The 20495-nt window shown below is 68.4% G+C and carries 16 protein-coding genes; 13 read left to right on the forward strand and 3 right to left on the reverse strand.

Features of this window, described 5'->3' with window-relative positions; all coding sequences use genetic code 11:
* Nucleotides 1-28: 28 nt before the first annotated feature.
* Nucleotides 29-1192, reverse strand: coding sequence for a substrate-binding domain-containing protein (locus ACOEQ2_RS04935; protein ID WP_419730269.1), 1164 nt, complete (start codon nt 1190-1192; stop codon nt 29-31).
* A gap of 84 nt (nt 1193-1276) precedes the next feature.
* Nucleotides 1277-1777 carry a DUF2721 domain-containing protein gene (locus ACOEQ2_RS04940; protein WP_419730270.1) on the reverse strand — a complete coding sequence of 167 codons (501 nt, stop codon included), beginning with the start codon at nt 1775-1777 and terminating at the stop codon, nt 1277-1279.
* Nucleotides 1778-1928: 151 nt separating this feature from the next.
* Here ACOEQ2_RS04940 and ACOEQ2_RS04945 point away from each other — a divergent pair, with 151 nt between their 5' ends.
* Nucleotides 1929-2954 (forward strand): zinc-dependent alcohol dehydrogenase family protein, encoded by a 1026-nt coding sequence (locus ACOEQ2_RS04945; RefSeq protein WP_419730271.1) that lies wholly within the window; start codon nt 1929-1931, stop codon nt 2952-2954.
* A gap of 602 nt (nt 2955-3556) precedes the next feature.
* Here ACOEQ2_RS04945 and ACOEQ2_RS04950 read toward each other — a convergent pair.
* Nucleotides 3557-5638, reverse strand: coding sequence for an NAD(+) synthase (locus ACOEQ2_RS04950; protein WP_419730272.1), 2082 nt, complete (start codon nt 5636-5638; stop codon nt 3557-3559).
* A gap of 168 nt (nt 5639-5806) precedes the next feature.
* Here ACOEQ2_RS04950 and crtI point away from each other — a divergent pair, with 168 nt between their 5' ends.
* The 12 genes from crtI (at nt 5807) to ACOEQ2_RS05010 (ending at nt 20492) form a co-directional block, all read left to right on the forward strand.
* A complete protein-coding gene (gene crtI, locus ACOEQ2_RS04955; RefSeq protein ID WP_419730273.1) occupies nt 5807-7417 on the forward strand; it encodes a phytoene desaturase family protein in 1611 nt (536 codons plus the stop codon).
* Nucleotides 7414-8982, forward strand: coding sequence for a phytoene desaturase family protein (locus tag ACOEQ2_RS04960; protein ID WP_419730274.1), 1569 nt, complete (start codon nt 7414-7416; stop codon nt 8980-8982). Before crtI ends, ACOEQ2_RS04960 begins: the two co-directional genes overlap by 4 nt.
* A gap of 142 nt (nt 8983-9124) precedes the next feature.
* The gene (locus tag ACOEQ2_RS04965) at nt 9125-9955 is read left to right on the forward strand and encodes a lysophospholipid acyltransferase family protein (RefSeq protein ID WP_419730275.1); all 831 of its coding nucleotides are present in this window, start codon (nt 9125-9127) and stop codon (nt 9953-9955) included.
* Complete coding sequence (locus ACOEQ2_RS04970) at nt 9955-11100, forward strand: glycosyltransferase family 2 protein (RefSeq protein ID WP_419730276.1); 1146 nt, start codon at nt 9955-9957, stop codon at nt 11098-11100. The genes ACOEQ2_RS04965 and ACOEQ2_RS04970 overlap by 1 nt, the downstream gene beginning before the upstream one ends.
* Complete coding sequence (locus tag ACOEQ2_RS04975; RefSeq protein WP_419730277.1) at nt 11097-11540, forward strand: DUF2141 domain-containing protein; 444 nt, start codon at nt 11097-11099, stop codon at nt 11538-11540. Before ACOEQ2_RS04970 ends, ACOEQ2_RS04975 begins: the two co-directional genes overlap by 4 nt.
* Nucleotides 11541-11619: 79 nt before the next feature.
* The gene (locus ACOEQ2_RS04980) at nt 11620-12747 is read left to right on the forward strand and encodes an NAD-dependent epimerase/dehydratase family protein (RefSeq protein WP_419730278.1); all 1128 of its coding nucleotides are present in this window, start codon (nt 11620-11622) and stop codon (nt 12745-12747) included.
* A gap of 14 nt (nt 12748-12761) precedes the next feature.
* Entirely contained in the window at nt 12762-14816 is a 2055-nt protein-coding gene (locus ACOEQ2_RS04985) for an NAD-dependent epimerase/dehydratase family protein (RefSeq protein WP_419731139.1), read from the forward strand.
* Nucleotides 14813-16123 (forward strand): TIGR04295 family B12-binding domain-containing radical SAM protein, encoded by a 1311-nt coding sequence (locus ACOEQ2_RS04990; protein ID WP_419730279.1) that lies wholly within the window; start codon nt 14813-14815, stop codon nt 16121-16123. Before ACOEQ2_RS04985 ends, ACOEQ2_RS04990 begins: the two co-directional genes overlap by 4 nt.
* Before the next feature lie 14 nt (nt 16124-16137).
* Nucleotides 16138-17226, forward strand: coding sequence for a glycosyltransferase (locus tag ACOEQ2_RS04995; RefSeq protein ID WP_419730280.1), 1089 nt, complete (start codon nt 16138-16140; stop codon nt 17224-17226).
* A 3-nt stretch (nt 17227-17229) separates the two neighbouring features.
* On the forward strand, nt 17230-18327 hold the full coding sequence (locus ACOEQ2_RS05000; protein WP_419730281.1) for a CgeB family protein: 1098 nt from the start codon (nt 17230-17232) through the stop codon (nt 18325-18327).
* Nucleotides 18327-19418 (forward strand): CgeB family protein, encoded by a 1092-nt coding sequence (locus ACOEQ2_RS05005; RefSeq protein ID WP_419730282.1) that lies wholly within the window; start codon nt 18327-18329, stop codon nt 19416-19418. Before ACOEQ2_RS05000 ends, ACOEQ2_RS05005 begins: the two co-directional genes overlap by 1 nt.
* 3 nt (nt 19419-19421) lie before the next feature.
* The gene (locus tag ACOEQ2_RS05010) at nt 19422-20492 is read left to right on the forward strand and encodes a CgeB family protein (protein WP_419730283.1); all 1071 of its coding nucleotides are present in this window, start codon (nt 19422-19424) and stop codon (nt 20490-20492) included.
* Nucleotides 20493-20495 lie beyond the last annotated feature (3 nt).

Genomic DNA, 20495 nt, shown 5'->3' on the forward strand with positions numbered 1-20495 from the left:
TAGCCCTCGGTCCGGCCCACCGGCGCGCCTAGAAGCACTGGCCCTTGCAGACCTTGACCAGCGACGCCGGCGGCTCCTCCTTGGTGACGTCCTTGAGCGCGCTGAGCAGGTTCAGCTTGGTGACCTGCAGCGTCGGCACCTCGATATAGGGAGCCACCTTCAATCCGAGCAAGGCATACGCGGCAGACTTCGCCTCGGCCACGCCCTGGTCGTACGGCCGCTGCGAGCCGATTGCGGAGATCTCGCCGCGCGCCACGTAATAGGCGCTGTCGGTGGCGAGGTCGTTGGTGGTGACGACGATGTTGCGCCCGAGAGTTTTTGCCGCCGCGACGACCTGTTCCGCCGGCGTATCCCAGGCCACGAAAATACCCTTGAGGTTGGGGTGCGCCGTCATCATCGCGGTCGCGACGCCATAGGCCTTTTCCGGAGTGGCGAACGTGGATGTCTCGACGAGCTTCACGTCGGGCAGCTGCTCCAGCGCCTTCAGCATGCCGACCTTGCGCGCGGCCACGGAATAATAATAGTCGTACACCAGCGTGATGAAGCCGATCTCGCCCTTGTTGCCGATGCGGCTCGCGAGCTCCCGGGTGGCGAACATCGCGTTGCTCTGGTTGTCGGACGCCGTGACCGAGACGTAGTCCTTGCCCGGCGTCATATCGACCGCGACGTTATCCATGAACACCAGCTTGATGCCGGCGGCGGCGGCCTTCTTGTATGCGGCAGATTCGCCGAGCGGGTCGAGCGGCACGGAGAAGATCACGTCCGGCTTGCGCGCGATGACCTCCTCGAGGTCGCTGATCTGCTTGCCAGGCAGGAATTTCGCGTTCGTCGTGGCGACGACATTGATCCCGAAACCGGCCAACGTCTGGGTGATGCCCTTCACCTGCAGCATCGGCCAACCGGCATCCATCGTCTGCATGACGATGCCCGCGGTGTAATGGCCGGCCTTGAGCTTGGCGATCTGATCAGGGGTGAAGGTCAGCGAGTCCGGCGAGGAAGCCGGCGCGCCCTGCGGATATCCCGGCACTTTCTGGCCGAACGGCGAGAGCGGCGGCGGCTGCATCAGCGCCTTTGCCGCCGGCGGGATATTATCGGGCCAGGAATAATTGTCTGCCGCGTTTGCAGTCGCTGCTGTCGCCAGCAGGCCTGCGCAGAACAGCCCCGAAAGGCCGGCTCGATTGATGATGCTCATGACGTTCCCGATCGTTTCTGGTTTTTATGAAATCGAAGCCTAAAGAGGGTCTTGTCGCCGCGCCATGCTTTTCATGCGGCCCTGTCACTCACCGGCTCTGCTGGCCTTGGTCGATACCGGCACCGGCCCGTTCTGCCGGAAGGCGTGCCAGGCCAGGATACTGTCGGCCAGGAACGCCAGCAGCGAGCCGATCGTGCAGCCGAGCGCCAGCCCGAACAGGCCGATCAGCCACTGCGCGACGTTCGAGCCCTTCACGTCGCCGAGGAAAAGTATGAACACCGAGCCGCAGGTCGCCGCCCCGCCGCATGCCCCGAGCACGATCGACAGGTCGAGCGCGAACACGCGGTTGGCTAGGCGTTTCATGTGCCAGTGCAGTCTCGCCGCCTCGTCCGGCTGCACCTGGCCCTCGAGCAGCTCGGCCAGTCGCCCCGCATGATCCCGCACCCTGGCGAGCCTGGTGTTGAACAGGGCGAGCAGCGTGCCGATGCCGTTGAGCAGGAAGATCGGCGTGAGCGCGGTCTGGACGATGTGGGCGGCGGCACCCGCGGGATCGTCCGAAAGCATGCCAAGACCGGAGAGAGCCATGTGCGGTTCCACGTTGCGGCGGCGCCGGAGCAGCCGGCCGCCAAGACATCACATGAGTGAGGTCGCCGCGCCAGGGGGCGACTGGTCCGGCGTTGACGACCGGGGAGGATGCGCGCTCAGACTTGCCGCAAAAGAGCACGAGGGACGATCCATGAAAGCCATCCTCTATGACGCGCCGCGCTCGTTCAGCTATCGCGACATGCCGGAGCCCACGATCGATGACGACGAGGTGCTGATCCGTGTCCGGGCCTGCGGCGTGTGCGGCACCGACCTGCATATCCACGAGGGCGAGTTCGGTCCGCGCTTTCCGCTTGTCCCGGGACACGAGTTCGCCGGCGAGATCGCCGCGGTCGGTGCCCGCGCCGGGACTTGGCGCACCGGTGACCGCGTGGTGGCGAACTGCAACCGTGCCTGCGGGCACTGCTTCTTCTGCCGTCGCGGGGAAGCGCTGCATTGCGAAACCCTTAAGGCGTACGGCATCCAGATGGATGGCGGCTTCGCGGAATACCTCAAGGTGAAAGCGGCCGACGTCTTCCCGGTGTCCGGGCTGTCGTGGCGCGAGGCGATCATGGTGGAGCCGACCGCGTGTGCTGTTCACGGCATGGATATCCTGGCCGTGCGCCCGGGCTCGGACGTGCTGATGTTCGGCGCCGGTCCGACGGGACAGGTGCTGGCACAGCTGCTCAAGCATAACGGCGCGACCCGGCTGACGGTAGCCGCCCCGGCCGGCCCGAAACTCGACCTCGCGGCGCGGCTGTCGGCGGATCGTGTCGTTGCGGTGGACCGGAACGACCCGGAGCTGCACCGCAAGGCGCTGCGCGACATCAGCCCGAACGGCTTCGATTATGTGGTGGAAGCCACCGGGGCGGCGGCGATGTGTGCGGAAGCGGTGCACCAGGTGCGTCGCGGCGGCACGGTGCTGATCTACGGCGTGTATCCGGAACCGGCGACATTCCCGGTGAACCCGTTCGACGTGTTCCGTAACGAGATCACCATCAAGGGTTCCTTCGCGCAGATCCACGATTTCGGCCGCTCGCTGGCGTATCTGGAAAGCGGCCAGGTGAAAGTCGGAGAGATCGTTACCGACGATTTCGAATTGAAGGACTGGGGTGCCGCGTTGGACAACGCATGGGCACGCCGCGGCATCAAGTCGGTAATGATCCCGCCAGGGTCTTGAGACACCGGAACCATCCGTTGTCGACGCTTGCCGATGCCCGCTACCCGGGATCCACACCATGCGTGTCTCGCATCAGGTAGAACCAGGACCGACGCGGATCGCAGAACATCCGCAGGGGTATGGCAGCAGGCGGCTGGCCCGCCGGCCGTGGCGATAACCGGGCCGCGGCCTGCGGTCATAGCGGCACGGGTCGTTGCCGAACCCATGAGCGGTGCATCATGGGCGTCTGGGTGACCATGTCCGGTCTTTTACAAGACTACATAAACAGCCACCAAAAGAAGCCCGGAATAATGAACGGCGCGGCGGAGACAAGACCTGGGAACCATGTCGGCGCCATTTCACCAGCCGGCGTGATCGCCGAGCCTGCAGCCCAGGCAACTATCACGCATGGGACGGCAGCGATGGCCACACCCGACAAAGCGAGCACAATAGAGAAGCTTGTGATCTAAAGCCGAAACTTCACGGCTCGGGTTGCCGGCCGAGCATCGTCGCCACTTTCTGTTCCGCGTGCCCTGCATCGCCGCAACGGCGCGTTGCGGTTCGTTCTCGTCATCGAGCGAACGATGCAGCACCGGTCGTTTCATCCAGATAGGGGCAACACTTCAGTCCCGTCGAAAGCGCCCCGGGTATCCTACCCCCTCCCCCGGAACATTCGCCGCGAGTTCCTCGAGCCAGGCTCGCGCATTCCCATCCGAGGGCGCACGCCAATCGCCGCGCGGGGACAGCGCGCCGCCGCTCGACACCTTCGGGCCGTTCGGAATAGCAGAGCGCTTGAACTGGCTGAACCCGAAGAACCGTCGTAGGAAAACCTCCATCCAGTGGCGGATCTCGGGCAGGCTGAACTCAACTCGCTTCTCCTCCGGGAAACCCGGCGGCCAGGCACCGCGGCGCGCATCCTCCCACGCCATCAGCGCCAGGAACGCCACCTTCGACGGGCGGAATCCGTAGCGCAGCACATAGAACAACGTGAAATCCTGCAGCGCGTACGGGCCGATCCTCGCCTCGGTGCTCTGCAATGCGCGATCCTCGCCGGCGGGCACCAGCTCGGGCGAGATCTCGGTGTCCAGGATCGCGCCCAGCGTCTGCAGCACCGGCGGCTCGAACCACGCCGAGGCAATCACCCAGCGGATAAGATGCTGGATCAGCGTCTTCGGTAACCCGGCATTAACATTATAGTGCGACATATGGTCGCCAACGCCGTAGGTGCACCAACCCAGCCCGAGCTCCGACAGATCACCCGTGCCGACCACGATCGCCTCGTTCTGGTTGGCCAGCCGGAACAGGTAATCCGTGCGCAGGCCGGCCTGCACGTTCTCGAAGGTCACGTCGTACACCGGCTCGCCGCGTCCGGCGGGGTGGTCCATCTGCTGCAGCATCAGCGTCGCCGACGGGCGGATGTCGAGCTCGGACCAGGTGACGCCGAGTGCCGTCATCAGCGCGATCGCGTTGCCGCGCGTCTCGTCGCCGGTGCCGAAGCCCGGCATCGTGTAGGCGAGGATCGCGGTGCGGGCGAGGCCGAGCCGGTCGGTCGCGCGCGCGGCGACGATCAGCGCCTGCGTCGAGTCGAGCCCACCCGAGACGCCGATCACCAGCCGCTGCGACCCGATCGCCCGCATCCGCTGCATCAGCGCCGAAACCTGGATGTTGTACGCCTCGAAGCAGTCCTGCTCGAGCCTGGCCGGGTCCGACGGCACGAACGGGAAGCGCTCCAGCGGCCGCTTCAGCCCGAGATCACCCGGCGGCGGATCGAGTCGCACGGGGATCCGGCGATAGACCGGCGCGTGGCCGCGATGCGCCTGCCGGTTGGCGTCGAAGGTGTTCATCCGCGCCCGCTCCTGGCGCAGCAGGTCGAGATCGATATCCGCCACCGCAAGGCATGGCCCGGACGGGAAACGCTCGCTCTCCGCCACCGCCGCACCCGCCTCGAAGATCGACACCTGGCCGTCCCAGGCGACGTCGTTGGTGCTCTCGCCCTCGCCCGCCGCCGCATAGAGATAGGCGCAGAGGGCCCGCGCCGATTGCGCCTGGCACAGCAGCCGCCGGGTTTCCGCCTTGCCGATGGTGATGTTGCTGGCCGACAGGTTGGCGATCACCGTCGCTCCGGCCAGCCCGGCCTGCGTGCTCGGCGGCAGCGGCACCCACAGATCCTCGCAGATCTCGGCCGCCAGCACGAAGCCCGGCACGTCCTCGGCCTCGAACAGCAGGTCGGTGCCGAACGGGGCGGGCCCGCTGGTCAGGCGGATGGTCTCGCCCACCCGGCCGACGCCAGGCGCGAACTGCCGCATCTCGTAGAACTCGCGGTAGTTCGGCAGGTAGGATTTCGGCACCACGCCCAGGATGCGGCCGCGATGGATCGCCACCGCGCAGTTGAACAGCGCCCCCTGGTGACGCAGCGGCGCGCCCACCAGCAGGATCGGCAGCAGCACCGTGCTGCGTTCGGCAAGTGCTGCCAGCGCGTTCTCGACCGCATCGAGCAGCGCGTCCTGCTGCCGGAGGTCGTCGATCGCGTAGCCGGACACGCTGAGCTCGGGAAACACCGCCAGGATGGCACCCTGGCTGCCCGCGTCGGCTGCGAGAGCTGCGATTCGCTCGGCATTATCCAGCGGGTCACCGAGTGCCACGGGAAGGGTGCAGGCGGCGACCCGGCAGAAACCATGGCGATAGATCGAGCGGAAATCCGGCATCGGCCGCTCCCGGTATTCAGGCTTCGGCCGCGACCGGACGCCTGCAGGCTGTGTACACCCCTGGATCCCGGGCGCTTCCACGTTGATGGGATGAAGTGCCGGCAAGTGCAAGCGGCGCCGGCTCAAGGGACCGGTGCAAGACCTGCGATGTACACACGGCGGTGACTGGTGCCCTGGAACAAAGCATGTAAATCTGTTCCTCGAATGATGCGCCCAGTCTCAATCATAGGTGCCGGCCCCGGCGGCCTTGCAGCGGCGATGCTGCTATCCCAAGCCGGTGCCGAGGTGACGCTGTTCGAGCGACATCCCCAGGTCGGTGGCCGGTCCGGAACGATCGAGGCGCCGACCCCGCAAGGCCGGTTCCATTTCGACATGGGCCCGACATTCTTTCTCTACCCGCGGGTGCTGGCCGACATCTTCGCCAGCTGCGGCCGCCGGTTGGAGGATGCCGTCGAGCTGATCCGGCTCGAAACCCATTACGACGTGATCTTCGAGGGCGGCCAGCGGATCAGCGCCAGCAGCGACATCCCGCGTCTGCAGCGCTCGGTGGCCCAGATCAGCCCCGAGGACGCCGCACAGATCCCGGCCTTCATGGCCGACAACCGGGCGAAGTTGGCGGCATTCCGGCCGGTGCTGGAAAGCCCGTTCAACAGTGCCGCCGACCTGCTGCGGCCGGATGTTCTGAAGTCGCTGGCCAAGCTGCGACCGTTCACTTCGGTGGACCAGGACCTGAAGCGCTGGTTCAAGGACCCGCGCGTCCGGCTCGGCTTCTCGTTCCAGAGCAAATATCTCGGCATGTCGCCGTATCGGTGCCCGAGCCTGTTCACCATTCTCGCGTTCATGGAATACGAGTTCGGCATCTTCCATCCACGCGGCGGCCACGGCGCGGTGATGCGGGCGATGGCGGATGCAGCCCGTCAAATGGGTGCGCGGATCAAGCTCGGCGAGCCGGTTCGGGAGATCATGTTCGAGGGCAGGCGCGCGGTGGGCGTGCGTACCGACGCCGGTGTGACGCGCGCCGATGCGGTGGTGGTGAATGCCGATTTCCTGAACGCGATGTCGACCCTGGTTCCGAATAGCCTGCGCAAGCGCTGGAACAATCGCCGCATCGAAAAAGCGAAACTCTCCTGTTCCACCTTCATGCTTTATCTTGGAATTGAAGGCCGCCTGGAGAATGTCGCGCACCACACGATCTATCTGTCGGATGATTATCGACGCACCCTGCAGGACGTCGAGGAAGGTCGTGTGCCGCCGGGCGAGCCCTGCTTCTATATCCAGAACGCCTGCGTGACCGACCCGGCGCTGGCCCCCCCGAACCATTCGACGCTGTATGTTCTCGTCCCGGTCGGGCATGAACGCGAGGGCGGCATCGACTGGTCCATCGAGGCACCGAAATTCCGCCGGCTGATCCTGGATCGGCTTGAACGTGCGGGCGTGCCGGATATCGAAAAGCGCATCGTGTTCGAGAAGGTCATGACGCCGGATGATTGGCGTGACGATCTCAGTGTGCATCGTGGGGCGGTGTTCAACCTGGCGCATTCGCTGCCGCAGATGCTGCAGTTCCGGCCACATAATCGCTACGAGGATCTCGACGGCGTCTATCTGGTCGGCGGTGGCACGCATCCCGGCAGCGGCCTGCCGGTGATTTTCGAAGGTGCGCGGATCAGCTCGAAACTGCTTGCGGAGGATCTCGGTCTGACCCCGATCGACACGCAGATGGAATGGACCGGAACGCCGGGTGCACCGATGCAGCCGGTTCTCGAGGGAGAAGTGTCATGACGGCACCCGTCGGCGTCATCGGGTCCGGCCTCGGTGGGCTGGCTGCGGCCTGCACACTGGCAGCGCGCGGGCACAAGGTCATCCTGTTCGAAAAGAACGACTGGCTCGGCGGCAAGGCAGCTCTTCATGAGGAGGCCGGCTACCGTTTCGACATGGGCCCAACCATCCTGACCGTGCCGTCGGTGCTGGGCCGCATCTTCGCCGAAGCGAGCGATCGGATGGAGGACAGGCTCGATCTGCGCCGGATCGATCCGCAGTGGCGCTGCTTCTTCGAGGATGGCGCGGTGCTCGACCTCGACGAGGACGTGGCCACGATGGCGCTGCGTCTGCGCGGATTCTCCGGTGCCGGCGAGGCCAATACCGAGCAGGGTTATCGCGACTTCCTGGCAATGAGCGAGAAGCTGCACGAAGTCAGCGCGAAGTTCTTTTTCTGGAAGTCGGTCGAGGATATCGGCGACACCCTCGACATGCGCAAGAACATGGACCTCGCGACCCTTCGCGACGTCATGAGCCTGCGCATGGGGTCCAGCGTGGCGCGGGAGATCCGCAAGCGCATCGGCGACGAGCGCGTTTCGCAGATGCTCGACCATTTCACCCAGTATGTCGGTTCCTCGCCGTATCTGGCGCCGGCGGTGCTGTGCAGCATCGCCCACATGCAGACCAGCGAGGGCCTGTGGTACCCGATGGGCGGCACCCGCGCCGTGCCCGAGGCACTGGCCGATCTTGCCGAGCGGCTCGGCGTCGATGTCCGCACCCGCACCGGCATCGCCAGCATCACCCAGGCGGATGGCCGCGTCACCGGCGTGGTGACCGAGGCCGGCGAGACCGTGGTGCTGTCTGCCGTCGTGTCGAACATGGACAGCGTGCGCACCTATCGCGAGCTGGTCGGCGGCAAGGCGCAGCGTACGTTCTCGAAGCGCCGCAAGCACGAGCCGGCCTGCTCCGGGGTGGTGCTGTATCTCGGGCTCGACCGGGCGTACGACCACCTGCTGCACCACGACTTCATCTTCTCCCGCGACCCGGAGGAGGAGTTCGATGCCATCTACAAGCGTGGCGAACCGGCACCGGACCCGACCTGCTACGTCGCCGCACCGGCACGCACCGAACCGGGTGTTGCGCCCGAGGGTGGCGAGGCGCTCTACGTGCTGGTGCACACGCCGTATCTGCGGCCGCATCATGACTGGAACGCGATGCTCCCCGGATACCGCAAGGTCATCCTGGACAAGCTTGCCCGCACCGGCGGCATGAAGGATATCGAGAGCCGCATCCGGGTCGAGCGCGTGCTCACCCCCGCCGACATCCACGAGCGCTACCGGGTGCTGGACGGGGCGATCTACGGCCTGGCCAGCCACGGCCGCTTCGTCGGCGCATTCAAGCCGGGCAACCGCTCGCGCGATCTCGACGGGCTGTATCTGGCAGGCGGCTCGGCGCATCCCGGACCCGGTATGCCCATGGTGATGATGTCCGGCTGGATCGCTGCCGACAGCCTGGATCAGGATGTCCGGCGCAACACCTCCGATCCGGTGCGTGCAGGCGTGCGATCGCTGGCGGAGATGGACGCCTGACGAACCGTTCGGCAGAGGGGCTTGCCGGGTGCAACTGCCGAGAGTTCCCAGCCCGTCAGGCGTGACGTTCGAGAACCGGAGCGAAGCGGCCGTAGCGGCCCTTCGCCTGGCTGGGCAGGACGGTCCGCAGCCCAGTCGTACCATGCCGCCCGCACCGCGTAGCCCCGGATTCACCGCCGCCAGGCAGGATCCGATCGCCGCACGGTCGGAGCCGCTGTTCCGTCTGTTCACGTTCTACCTGCGGCTCCTCGCATCGCGGCGCTTCACCGCAATCCGGCTTTCCGGCATCGACACCGCCAGCCTGCCGCGCGATCGCCCGCTGATCATCTACGGCAACCATCCCTCATGGTGGGACCCGGTGCTCTACCTCCTGCTCGCGGACAGGCGCTTTCGCGGCCGGCCCGGTTTCGGTCCGATGGAGGAGGCAGCACTCGGCCGCTACAACTTCTTCCGCCGGCTCGGGATCTTCGGCATCGACAAGACCGGATCCGGCGGCGCGCGTCGCTTCCTGTCGGTCGCGCGTCACGTCCTGGGGCATCCGGGCGGTCCTGCCGGCAGGCTGATGATCTGGGTCACCGCCGAGGGCAACTTCACCGATCCGCGGGTCCGGCCGGTGCGTCTGCGTCCGGGCATCGCGCATCTGGCCGCCCTGCTTCCGGAGGCGATGCTTGTACCTCTCGCGATCGAGTACGTATTCTGGAATGAGCGCCGGCCGGAGCTGCTGGTCCGCTTCGGGACGCCGCTCGCCCCGGCCACCGGCCTGCGCCCCGCCGACTGGACCGTCCGGCTGGAAGCAGCGCTGGGCGAGACCATGGACCGGCTGTCGGTGGATGCGCAGGCCCGCGACCCGGAGAAGTTCGAGCGGCTGCCGCTCGGCGTGCTGGGATTTCATGGCCCGCGCGCAGCGTGGCGCCGGTTGACCCGCCGGCGGTCCGGGCGCCCGCTCGTGGCCCCGCATGGAGAAGACGCCTGATGCGTCGAAGGTCGAGCTCGGTCGCATCGGCGGCCGGCTGGGTCTCGCTCGGCCTGGCCACGCTGCCGCTGGCGATGGCCCTGGTCAATCTCCACCGGCTGCGCACGCCGGCGCCGGCCAGTGCAGGCGGAGTGCCGGTATCGGTGCTGATCCCCGCCCGCAACGAAGCCGCAAATATCGCCGACGCGGTGGGGTGTGTGCTGGCCAACCGGGATGTCGCTGTCGAGCTGCTGGTGCTCGATGACGGCTCCACCGACGCCACCCCCGCGATCCTGGCGGCGATCGACGATCCACGCCTGACCGTGCTCCCTGGCGGCGGCGGCGCGTTGCCGGCGGGCTGGTCCGGCAAGCAGTACGCCTGCGCGCGGCTGGGCGATCAGGCCCGCCACGCGCTGATGGTGTTCGTCGATGCCGATGTGCGCTTGGCTCCGGACGCCCTGTCGCGTCTGGCCGGGTATATGCAGGCGCACCCCGAGGTGGCGCTGGCCAGCGGCATCCCCCGCCAGATCACCGGAAGCTGGTCCGAGCGGCTGCTGCTGCCGCTGATCCACCTGCTGCTGCTTGGGTATCGTCCGGACGCGCTCGATCGCGACCGCAGCGACGCCCGCTTCGCCGCCGGGTGCGGGCAGTTGTTCATCGCCCGCGCCGACGCCTACCGCGCGATGGGCGGACACGCGGCGATCCGCGCCTCGCTGCATGACGGCCTGACCCTGCCGCGCGCCTTTCGCAAGCACGGCCTGCGCACCGGCCTGTTCGACGCGACCGACCTCGCCTCCTGCCGCATGTACGGCAACGCCACCGATCTCCGCGAGGGCCTGGCCAAGAACGCTACCGAGGGCATGGCGACCCCGCGCGCGCTGCCGGTCTGGACCCTGCTTCTGGGTGGCGGCCACGTGCTGCCGACGCTGCTGATGCTGCTCGCACCCAGCCTGCCCGCCGCCGCCGCGGTCGCCTGTGGCACGACGCTCCGGCTGTTGCTGGCGCGGCGCTTCCGGCAGAGCCTGCGCAGTGCGGCGGTGCATCCGATCGGCGTGCTGGCACTGCTCGGCCTGCAATGGTCGGCACTGCTGCGCGCCGGCGCCGGCAAGCCCGCGACCTGGCGTGGCCGCAGCTATCCGCCGCTGCAGGATGTCGTGACGCCGTGAACGCTCTCGAAATACCCGCGCCGCTGTCCTGCACGGTCATGCTCGCGGCACTTCTGGCAGCCACGGTGCCGGTGCAGGCCGCCGACCTGGCCGTGACGATAACCGGCCTTCCGGACGCACGGGGCCATGTCCGTGTCGGAGTGTGCGCCCGTGCCGAGTTCCTCAGCGAGCAGTGCCGTTATCACACGATCGTGTCGGCACGTGCAGGGTCGGTCACCGCGACCATCCACGGCATCGAGCCTGGCGTTTATGCCGTCGCCGCCTACCAGGACAGCACCGACGCCGGTCATCTGCGTCGCGGCCTGTTCGGAATTCCGAAGGATCCGACTGGATTTTCGCGCAACCCGGCCCTGACCATGGGGCCGCCGTCGTTCGATCGCTGCGCCCTGCGAATCACCGCCCAGAACGCCGCAATCAGCATCACGCTGCACGGCTTCTGATCGAGCGTTCCCACCGCCGCCTGTTGCTCGACGGCTTCTTCTTCATGATGATGCAGGCTCAGTCGGGAGTGCGCGGTGCATGGCGGATCGGGTTCTGGTCACGGGCGGAGCGGGTTTCATCGGACGGCACGTGGTGCGCGCCCTCCTGGCCCGCGGTGACACGGTCCGGATCTATGACAGCCTGATCGACCAGGTGCACCCGCACGGCGCGACCCCGGAATCCGTGCCCGACGACGTCGAGCTGATCCAGGCCGACATCCGCGACAGCGAACAGCTCGGCCGGGCGCTGAACGGCATCGACAAGGTCGTCCATCTCGCAGCCGACGTCGGTGTCGGCCAGAGCATGTATCTCATCGAGCGTTACGTATCGGTGAACGACCTCGGCACCGCCTGCCTGTGCCAGGCGCTCATCGACCACCCGGTGGCCCGCGTCGTGGTGGCCTCCTCGATGTCGGTCTATGGCGAGGGCCTCTACACCGCGACCGACGGCACCGTGATGCAGGATGTCTTGCGTCCGACCCGTGACCAGATGGGCCGCCACGAGACGGCCAGCTGGGACCCGATCGGCCCGGACGGCCTGCCGCTGAAGCCCGCCGCCACACCCGAGTGGAAGCAGACCCGGCTCGCCTCGGTCTATGCGATCACCAAATACATGCAGGAGCGGATGATCCTGTGCGCGCCGCCGGCCTACGGCATCGAGGGCGTGGCGCTGCGGCTGTTCAACGTCTATGGCCCCGGCCAGGCGCTCTCCAACCCCTATACCGGCGTGCTGGCGATCTTCGCGTCACGGCTGCTCAACCGCGAGCGCCCGCTGGTGTTCGAGGATGGCGAGCAACGCCGCGACTTCGTGCATGTCGATGACGTGGTGCAGGCCTTCCTGCTGGCGCTCGACCATCCGGCCGCCGCCAACCGGGTGTTCAACATCGGCAGCGGCCGTGACGTGTCGATCGCCGAGGTGGCGCGCGCGGCGGCGGCAGCGATGCACCTGCCCGAGCTCGAGCCCGAGTTCGTCGGCAAGGCCCGCTCCGGCGACATCCGGCACTGCTTCTCCGACATCACGCTGGCCCGGGAGGTGCTCGGCTTCTCACCCACGCGCACCTTCGAGAATGCGCTTCCGGAGCAGATGGAATGGGTGCGCCGGCAGCAGGCCACCGACCGCGTGCAGGAAGCCAGGGCCGAACTGGAAGCGCGCGGACTGGTCGCTTGAGCCCACCGGTGCCAATGCCAAGCGCCGCACTTGGGCTGGTCGAGTGGTTCCATCCGGGCGAGCACGCGCGGGTCGAGGCGAGCCTGGTGCGGATGCGCGAGCTCGGCATCACCCGGCTGCGCACGCACATCTCCTGGGCCGAATACGTCAACGAGGGCGGCGAGGACTGGTACGGCTGGCTGGTGCCGCGCCTGGCCGGTGAGATCGAGCTGCTGCCGTGCGTGCATTTCACGCCGCCCAGCCTGTCACGCACAGGACGCGCCAACGGTCCGCCCATCGACCTCACCGGCTATGCCGACTTCATCGACCACCTGATCACCCGCTTCCCAGGCATGTTCGATGCCGTCGAGCTGTGGAACGAGCCCAACAACCTGCTCGACTGGGACTGGCAGCATGACCAGGACTGGCTGCTGTTCTGCGAGATGGCCGGCGCTGCTGCATACTGGGTGCAGGCACGTGGGCTGAAGGCGGTGCTCGGCGGTCCCTGCCCGTCGGATCTTGCCTGGCTGCGGCTGATGGGCGAGCGCGGCCTGCTCGGCGTGCTCGACGCGGTCGGGCTGCACGGCTTCCCCGGCACCTGGGATACCGAGGCGCGGTCCTGGCCCGGCTGGCACGCGCTGATCGAGAGCGTCGCCAAGACCGTGCACGCCTATAATCCTGCGCTAGAGCTGTGGATCACCGAGACCGGCTACTCGACCTGGCGCAACGACCCGTTCGCCCAGCTCGGCCGTTTTCTCGACGTGGTCGATCTGCCGGTGCAGCGCATCTATTGGTATGGCCTGCAGGACGTCGCTGCCGATGTATCCGTGCAGGAGGGGCTGCATTTCGACGAGCGGCACTATCATTTCGGTCTGCACACCGAGGCCGGGGCTCCGAAGCTGCTCGGCCGGCTGCTGGCCAGCGGCGGCGTCGAGCTGGTCCGCGACATCGCCGCAGCCGGGGCTCCGGAGCCAGGCCTCGGCAAGCCGGCACTGACCACCATCCGCCCCGCGCTCGTCACCGGGGGCGCCGGTTTCATCGGCAGCAACCTCGCCGACCGCCTCGCCCGCAACGGCGAACACGTGCTGATCCTGGACAGCCTGGCGCGCCCCGGCGTCGAGGAGAACCTCGACTGGCTGCGGCGTCGGCACCGCGGCCGGCTTTCGGTGTCGATCGCCGACCTGCGCGACACCCAGGCCATTGCCGACAGCGTGCGCGACGCGTCCAGCGTGTTCCACCTGGCCGGCCAGGTCGCGGTCACCACCAGCCTGGTCGATCCGTTGGGCGATTTCGACATCAACCTGCGCGGCACGCTGAATCTGCTGGAGGCGTTGCGGCGCCGGCAGGACCGCCATCACGGTCGAGCGCCGAGCGATCCGGTGCCGCTGGTGTTCGCCAGCACCAACAAGGTCTATGGCGACCTCGCCGACATCCGCCTGTCGCACAACGAGGACGCCTACCTGCCGATCGACCCCGACCTGCGCGCCAACGGCATCGGCGAGACCCGGCCGCTCTCGTTCCACACCCCCTATGGCTGCTCCAAGGGTGCGGCCGACCAGTACGTGCTGGATTACGCGCGCTCGTTCGGCCTGCCGATGGTGGTGCTGCGCATGAGCTGCATCTACGGCCCGCGCCAACTCGGCACCGAGGACCAGGGCTGGCTCGCACATTTCCTGCTCTCGGCACTGCAGGACCGTCCGCTCAGCCTGTACGGCGACGGCCGCCAGGTGCGCGACGTGCTCGAGGTCGAGGACGCGGTGTCGGCCTACCTTGCGGCGCGCGACCATGCGCCCTCGGTCGCCGGCGAGGCCTTCAACCTGGGCGGTGGCGCTGACAACGCCATCACCCTGCTGATGCTGATCGAGGAGATCGAGCGCCTGACCGGCCGCCGCGTCGCCCGCGCGTTCCATCCCTGGCGCACCGGCGACCAGCGCTACTTCGTGGCCGACACCAGGCGGGCTCAGGAAGTGCTGGGCCTGTCGCGGCCGCTCGGCTGGCGCGAGGGCGTCGGCCGGTTGAAGCGCTGGATCGAGACCGAACGGCCGCATCTGGTCCGCCAATCCGAGCCGATGATGGGAGGGGCCGCATGAAGGTCGCCTTGCTGAACCCGCCCTGGAGCTTCGAGCACAGCATCTATTTCGGCTGCCGTGCGCCGCATCTGCCGATCGAGCTCGGTGCCTCACAAGCTCTGCTGGAACGCGCCGGCCACCCGACGCTGATGCGTGACGGGCTGCTCGACGAGCTCGACATCGCCGGGCTGGCCGCGGCCTGCGCCGCGTTCGGGCCGCAGATGATCGTCGTCACCACCGCGCCGACCTACCTGTTCTGGCGCTGCGCCCAGCCCGAGTTGCGCCTGCCCCGCCTGCTGCTCGATGCGCTGCGTGTTGCCTGCCCGGACGCCACGCTGGTTGCCGTCGGACCGCACGGATCGGCGACCCCGGAGGCTGCGCTGCGCAAGCTCGGCGCCGACGTGGTGGTGCGCGGCGAATGCGAGGAGGTGGTGCTGGCGCTGGCCGAGGGTGGCACGCCCGGCCTCGTTCCCGGCACCGCCGCACTCGGCCCCGACGGCGCGATGATCGCGAATGGCGGCCCGCAAGCTAGCCGCTTCACCGACCTGCCGGCACTGCACTGGCCGGACCATTGGGTTGCCCGTCACCACCACCACCATCACCGCTTCGACCAACCGCACGAGGGCTCCGGCCACGGCCTTCCCGGTGCCGAGGTGGAGGCCTCCCGCGGCTGCCCGTATTCGTGCTCGTTCTGCGCCAAGATCGATTTCCGCGACGGCTACCGACGCCGCGACATCGTGCCGCTGCTCGACGAGATCGACGCGCTGCGGGCGCAGGGTGTCGGCTACCTGTATTTCATCGACGAGATCTTCCTGCCGAACCGCGTGCTGCTCGAGGCGCTGGTCGGACGCGGCCTCAAGTTCGGCATCCAGACTCGCATCGATCTCTGGAAGCCGGAGATGCTGGCGCTGCTGGGTGCTGCCGGCTGCGTGTCGATCGAGGCCGGCGTCGAGAGCCTGACCGTCGAGGGCCGCGCCGAGCTCGACAAGAACTGCAAGCTGTCCACCGACGAGCTGGCCGACCGGCTGATCCTGGCCAAGCGGCATGTCGCCTTCGTGCAGGCCAACCTGATCCAGGTCAGCGGTGACGATCCGGCGTTGGTGGCGGCCTGGCGCGAGCGGCTGCACGCGGCCGGCGTCTGGGCCAACGACCCGGTACCGCTGTATCCGTATCCGAGCTCGCCCGACTACCGGAAGCTGTTCGGCCTGCCCGACGCCCACGCCTGGGAGCGGGCGCACGCGCATTATCTCGGGCTGTTCGAGCGCATGTCCGACATCCAGGACGACGCGCCGCTGCCGCTTGCCGAGCTCGAAGCCGTCTGTCGCTGACCTGACGCCGTCGTTTGCGCATCCTGCTCACCACCGACGCGATCGGCGGCGTCTGGCGCTACAGCCTGACCCTCGCCCACGAATGGGCGGCACTCGGCGTGCCGGTCGATCTGGCGGTGCTCGGCCCCCCGCCCGATCGGGCCCAGCGGAACGAGGCTGAAGCAATCCGCGGCCTTTCCCTCCACGACACCGGCCTCGACCTCGACTGGACCGCACCGGATCACGCGGCGCTGCAGCGGAGTGCCAACGGTCTGGCCGCACTCGCAGGAGGCTGCGGTTCCAGCTCGGTGCATCTGCACGCGCCGGCGCTTGTCGGGGCGACCGTCGACTGGCCGGCGCCGGTGGTGGCCATGCTGCACTCCTGCCTGGCCACCTGGTGGCAGACGCTCCGGCACGGACCGCCGCCTGAAGATTTCCGTTGGCGCATCGACGCCACCGGTGACGGCATCCGTCGCGCCGCCCATGTCGTCGCCCCGACGCACGCCTTCCGCGACGCCGTGCTGGCAGCCTATGGCGACCTGGCCCCGATCGCTGTCGTGCATAACGGCCGCCATCCGCACCCCGCGCCCGCCGACCCACCTTCCGCGCGCCCCCGCCAGGTGCTTGCCGCCGGTCGTTTCTGGGACGAGGGCAAGGACGTCGTCACCCTGGACGCGGCCGCCCGCCTGATCGACGCGCCGGTCCTGGCAGCCGGCAGCTTCCGCGATCCCGCCGGCCGCGAGACGTCGGCACCCGGCCTGGTCCGGCTCGGCAGCCTCGATGAGCCCGCACTCGCGAACGCCTACGCGCACGCGCGCGCGTTCATATCGACGACGCGCTACGAGCCGTTCGGGCTTGCGGTGCTGGAGGCGGCGCAGGCTGGACTGCCGCTGGTGCTGTCCGACATTCCGAGCTTCCGCGAGTTGTGGGATGGCGCTGCCCTGTTCGTCACCCCCGGCAACGCCGCCGGGTTCGCTGCCGCCATCAACCGCGCCCTGGACGACGACCCGGACGCCCGCGGCGGCGCCGCCCACGAGCGCGCACGACGCTACACCGCCACCGCCATGGCCGAAGCGACGCTCGCCCTGCATCATCCCCGGCACCGTCCCGAAAGGATCACCTGAATCGTGCAGGTCGTCGTGTTCACCCACTCCCTGACCTCCTGCTGGAACCACGGCAACGCCCATTTCCTGCGGGGCGTGCTGCGCGAGCTGCAGGCGCTCGGCCACGGCGTCCGCACCTGGGAGCCCGCGAACTCATGGAGCCGCGAGAACCTGGTCCGCGACGGCGGCGAGGCCGGACTCGACGCGTTCAGCACGCACTACCCCGAGCTCTCCTCGCAGTCCTACCCACCGGAAAGCCCCGACCTCGACGCCATGCTCGACAGCGCCGACCTCGTGCTGGTGCATGAATGGAACCCGCCCGAACTGGTCGCCGCGATCGGCGCCAGGCGTGCCCAGGGCGGCCGCTTCCAGCTGCTGTTCCACGACACCCACCACCGCGCGGTGAGCGACCCGGACGCGATCCGCCATTTCGACCTCTCCGGCTATGACGGCGTGCTGGCCTTCGGCGCAACCCTCGCCCACGTCTATGCAAGCTGGGGCTGGGCCGGCCGCGTGTTCGTCTGGCACGAGGCCGCCGACCTGCGGCAGTTCCACCCTCCCGCCATGCCCACCGATCGCGAAGGTGGCGTCTGGATCGGCAACTGGGGCGACGACGAACGCAGCGCCGAGCTCGAGGAGTTCCTGCTGGCCCCGATGAGCGCCGCCGGCCTGCCCCTCGACATCTACGGCGTGCGCTACCCGGAAACGGCGAAACGCGCGCTCGAGCGGCACCACGCCCGGCTGCGCGGCTGGCTCGCCAATCCGCTGGCGCCGGAGGTGTTCGCCCGCCATCTCGTGACCGTGCACGTGCCGCGCCGGTTCTACGTCACCATGCTGCCCGGCATCCCGACCATCCGGGTGTTCGAGGCCCTGGCCTGCGGCATCCCGCTGCTGTCCGCGCCGTGGGACGACGCGGAGGGCCTGTTCACCCCAGGCGAGGACTACCTGGCCGCCCGCGACGGCGCCGACATGACCCGCCTGCTGCGCGACGTCGCCAACGATGCCGGACTGCGTGAGGCGTTGGCGCAGCGCGGCCTCGAGACCATCCGGGCGCGACACTCGTGTGCCCACCGCGCCGCCGAGCTGCTCGCCATCGTCGCCACGCTGCAGGAAGCCGCCTGATGCAGATCGCCGTGTATGGCTCGAGCCTGCTGTCCTCGTACTGGAACGGGGCCGCCACCTATTACCGGGGCCTGCTCGGCGCGATGGCCCGACGCGGGCACGGCATCACCTTCTTCGAACCCGACGCCTTCGGCCGGCAGCAGAACCGCGACATCGCGCCGCCGGACTGGGCCCGTGTGGTGGTGTACGACGCCACCCCGGAGGCGGTGCGCAGCGTGCTCGGTGCAGCCGGCGAGGCCGACATCGTCATCAAGTGCAGCGGCGTCGGCGTGTTCGACGACGAGCTCCTGGCCGGCATCCTCGACCATGGCCGACCCGACGCCGTGCGCGCCTTTCTCGACGTCGACGCACCGGCGACACTCGCCGAACTGCGGCAATCGGACGCGCATCCCCTCCACGCGGCTCTTCCCCGGCTCGACCTGGTGCTGACCTACGGTGGCGGCGACCCCGTGGTGGCTGCCTATCGCGGCTTCGGGGCGCGCGACTGCGTGCCGATCTACAACGCGCTCGACCCCGCCACGCACCATCCGGTGCCACACGATCCGGCCTACGCAGCCGGTCTCTCGCTGCTCGCCAACCGGCTGCCCGACCGCGAGGCCCGCATCGAGGAGTTCTTCCTGCGCCCGGCGGCGGCGCTCCCGGAGCAGAGTTTCCTGCTCGGCGGCTCCGGCTGGCACGACAAGCCGATGCCCACCAACGTGCGCGCCATCGGCCATGTCCCGACCGCCGCACACAACGCGCTGAACGTGTCGGCGCGTGCGGTGCTGAACGTCGCGCGCGACAGCATGGCCGCGGTTGGTTTCTCGCCCGCCACGCGGGTATTCGAGGCCGCCGGCGCCGGTGCCTGCCTGATCACCGACCATTGGGAGGGGATCGACCTGTTCCTCGAGCCCGACGCCGAGATCCTGGTGGCGCGTGACGGACACGACGTCGCCGAACACCTGCAGACGCTCACCCCCGACCGTGCCCGCACCATCGGCGAAGCCGCCCGCGCCCGCATCCTGGCCGACCACACCTACGAGCGTCGTGCCGTGCTGCTGGAGCAGGTGTTGTCGGACGCCCTGATCCGCCGTCGCGAGCAGGAGCGCTAGCCGATGCGCCTCGTCGTGCTCGGCCTCAGCCTCAGTTCGAGCTGGGGCAACGGCCACGCCACCACCTACCGCGCCCTGCTCGCCGCGTTCGCCGCGCGTGGCCACGACATCCTGTTCCTCGAGCGCGACATGCCCTGGTACGCGCAGCATCGCGACCTGCCCGACCCCGGCTTCTGCCGCCTGGCGCTGTATGACGGCCTCGACGGGGTTGAGGCATTTACTCCCGACGTCGCCGGCGCCGATGCGGTCCTGGTCGGCTCGTACGTTCCCGACGGCATCGAGGTCGCGCGGTTCGTCCAGGCCACGGCGCGCGGCGTCATCCTGTACTACGACATCGACACGCCCGTGACCCTCGCCGCCCTGGAGCGCAACGATTGCGCCTACCTGTCCCGCGCCGTGATCCCCGGGTTCGACCTGCTGCTCTCCTTCACCGCCGGCCCGACGCTCAACCGACTGGAGGCCGAGTTCGGCGCCCGCAACGCCCAGGGCTTCTACTGCTCGGTCGATCCCGCCCGCTACCACCCGACCGGAGCCGCCCGGCGCTGGGACCTGGGCTATCTCGGCACCTACAGCGATGACCGCCAACCCACCCTCGATCGCCTGCTGATCGAGGTCGCACGACGCGCGCCTGACCGCCGTTTTGTCGTCGCCGGCCCGCAATACCCGGCCGGCATCAACTGGCCGGACAACGTCGAGCGCATCGAGCACCTGCCACCCGATACGCATGCGGATTTCTATTCGGCGTGCGGCTGGACCCTGAACGTCACCCGCGCCGACATGATCCGGGCCGGCTGGAGCCCCAGCGTGCGGCTGTTCGAGGCCGGTGCCTGTGGCTGTCCGGTGGTATCCGACCGTTGGGAGGGGATCGAGGACGTGCTGCACCCCGGCTCCGAGATCATCCTCGCAGACGACACCGACGCCGTTCTGGCACTCCTCGAAGCGCCCACGCACCGTCGCGACGCGATCGCCCGGGCAGCCCGCACCCGCATCCTGGCGAGCCATACCAGCAGCCACCGCGCCAATCTGCTCGAAACGCTGATCCTTATGCAGCGAAACCGCGATCTGATGCGTTAACGG

It is taken from the genome of Lichenicola sp. (genome assembly GCF_965198575.1).
Taxonomy (GTDB): domain Bacteria; phylum Pseudomonadota; class Alphaproteobacteria; order Acetobacterales; family Acetobacteraceae; genus Lichenicola.

Excerpts from the sequence above, each read along its gene's own strand:
- ACOEQ2_RS04985 (WP_419731139.1), top strand. The coding sequence starts at position 12,762 with ATGCCAAGCGCCGCACTTGGGCTGGTCGAGTGGTTCCATCCGGGCGAG.
- ACOEQ2_RS04935 (WP_419730269.1), bottom strand. The coding sequence starts at position 1,192 with ATGAGCATCATCAATCGAGCCGGCCTTTCGGGGCTGTTCTGCGCAGGC.
- ACOEQ2_RS04950 (WP_419730272.1), bottom strand. The coding sequence starts at position 5,638 with ATGCCGGATTTCCGCTCGATCTATCGCCATGGTTTCTGCCGGGTCGCC.
- ACOEQ2_RS04965 (WP_419730275.1), top strand. The coding sequence starts at position 9,125 with ATGCCGCCCGCACCGCGTAGCCCCGGATTCACCGCCGCCAGGCAGGAT.
- ACOEQ2_RS05005 (WP_419730282.1), top strand. The coding sequence starts at position 18,327 with ATGCAGATCGCCGTGTATGGCTCGAGCCTGCTGTCCTCGTACTGGAAC.
- ACOEQ2_RS04945 (WP_419730271.1), top strand. The coding sequence starts at position 1,929 with ATGAAAGCCATCCTCTATGACGCGCCGCGCTCGTTCAGCTATCGCGAC.
- ACOEQ2_RS04960 (WP_419730274.1), top strand. The coding sequence starts at position 7,414 with ATGACGGCACCCGTCGGCGTCATCGGGTCCGGCCTCGGTGGGCTGGCT.
- ACOEQ2_RS04990 (WP_419730279.1), top strand. The coding sequence starts at position 14,813 with ATGAAGGTCGCCTTGCTGAACCCGCCCTGGAGCTTCGAGCACAGCATC.
- ACOEQ2_RS05010 (WP_419730283.1), top strand. The coding sequence starts at position 19,422 with ATGCGCCTCGTCGTGCTCGGCCTCAGCCTCAGTTCGAGCTGGGGCAAC.
- ACOEQ2_RS04940 (WP_419730270.1), bottom strand. The coding sequence starts at position 1,777 with ATGGCTCTCTCCGGTCTTGGCATGCTTTCGGACGATCCCGCGGGTGCC.
- ACOEQ2_RS04970 (WP_419730276.1), top strand. The coding sequence starts at position 9,955 with ATGCGTCGAAGGTCGAGCTCGGTCGCATCGGCGGCCGGCTGGGTCTCG.
- ACOEQ2_RS04980 (WP_419730278.1), top strand. The coding sequence starts at position 11,620 with ATGGCGGATCGGGTTCTGGTCACGGGCGGAGCGGGTTTCATCGGACGG.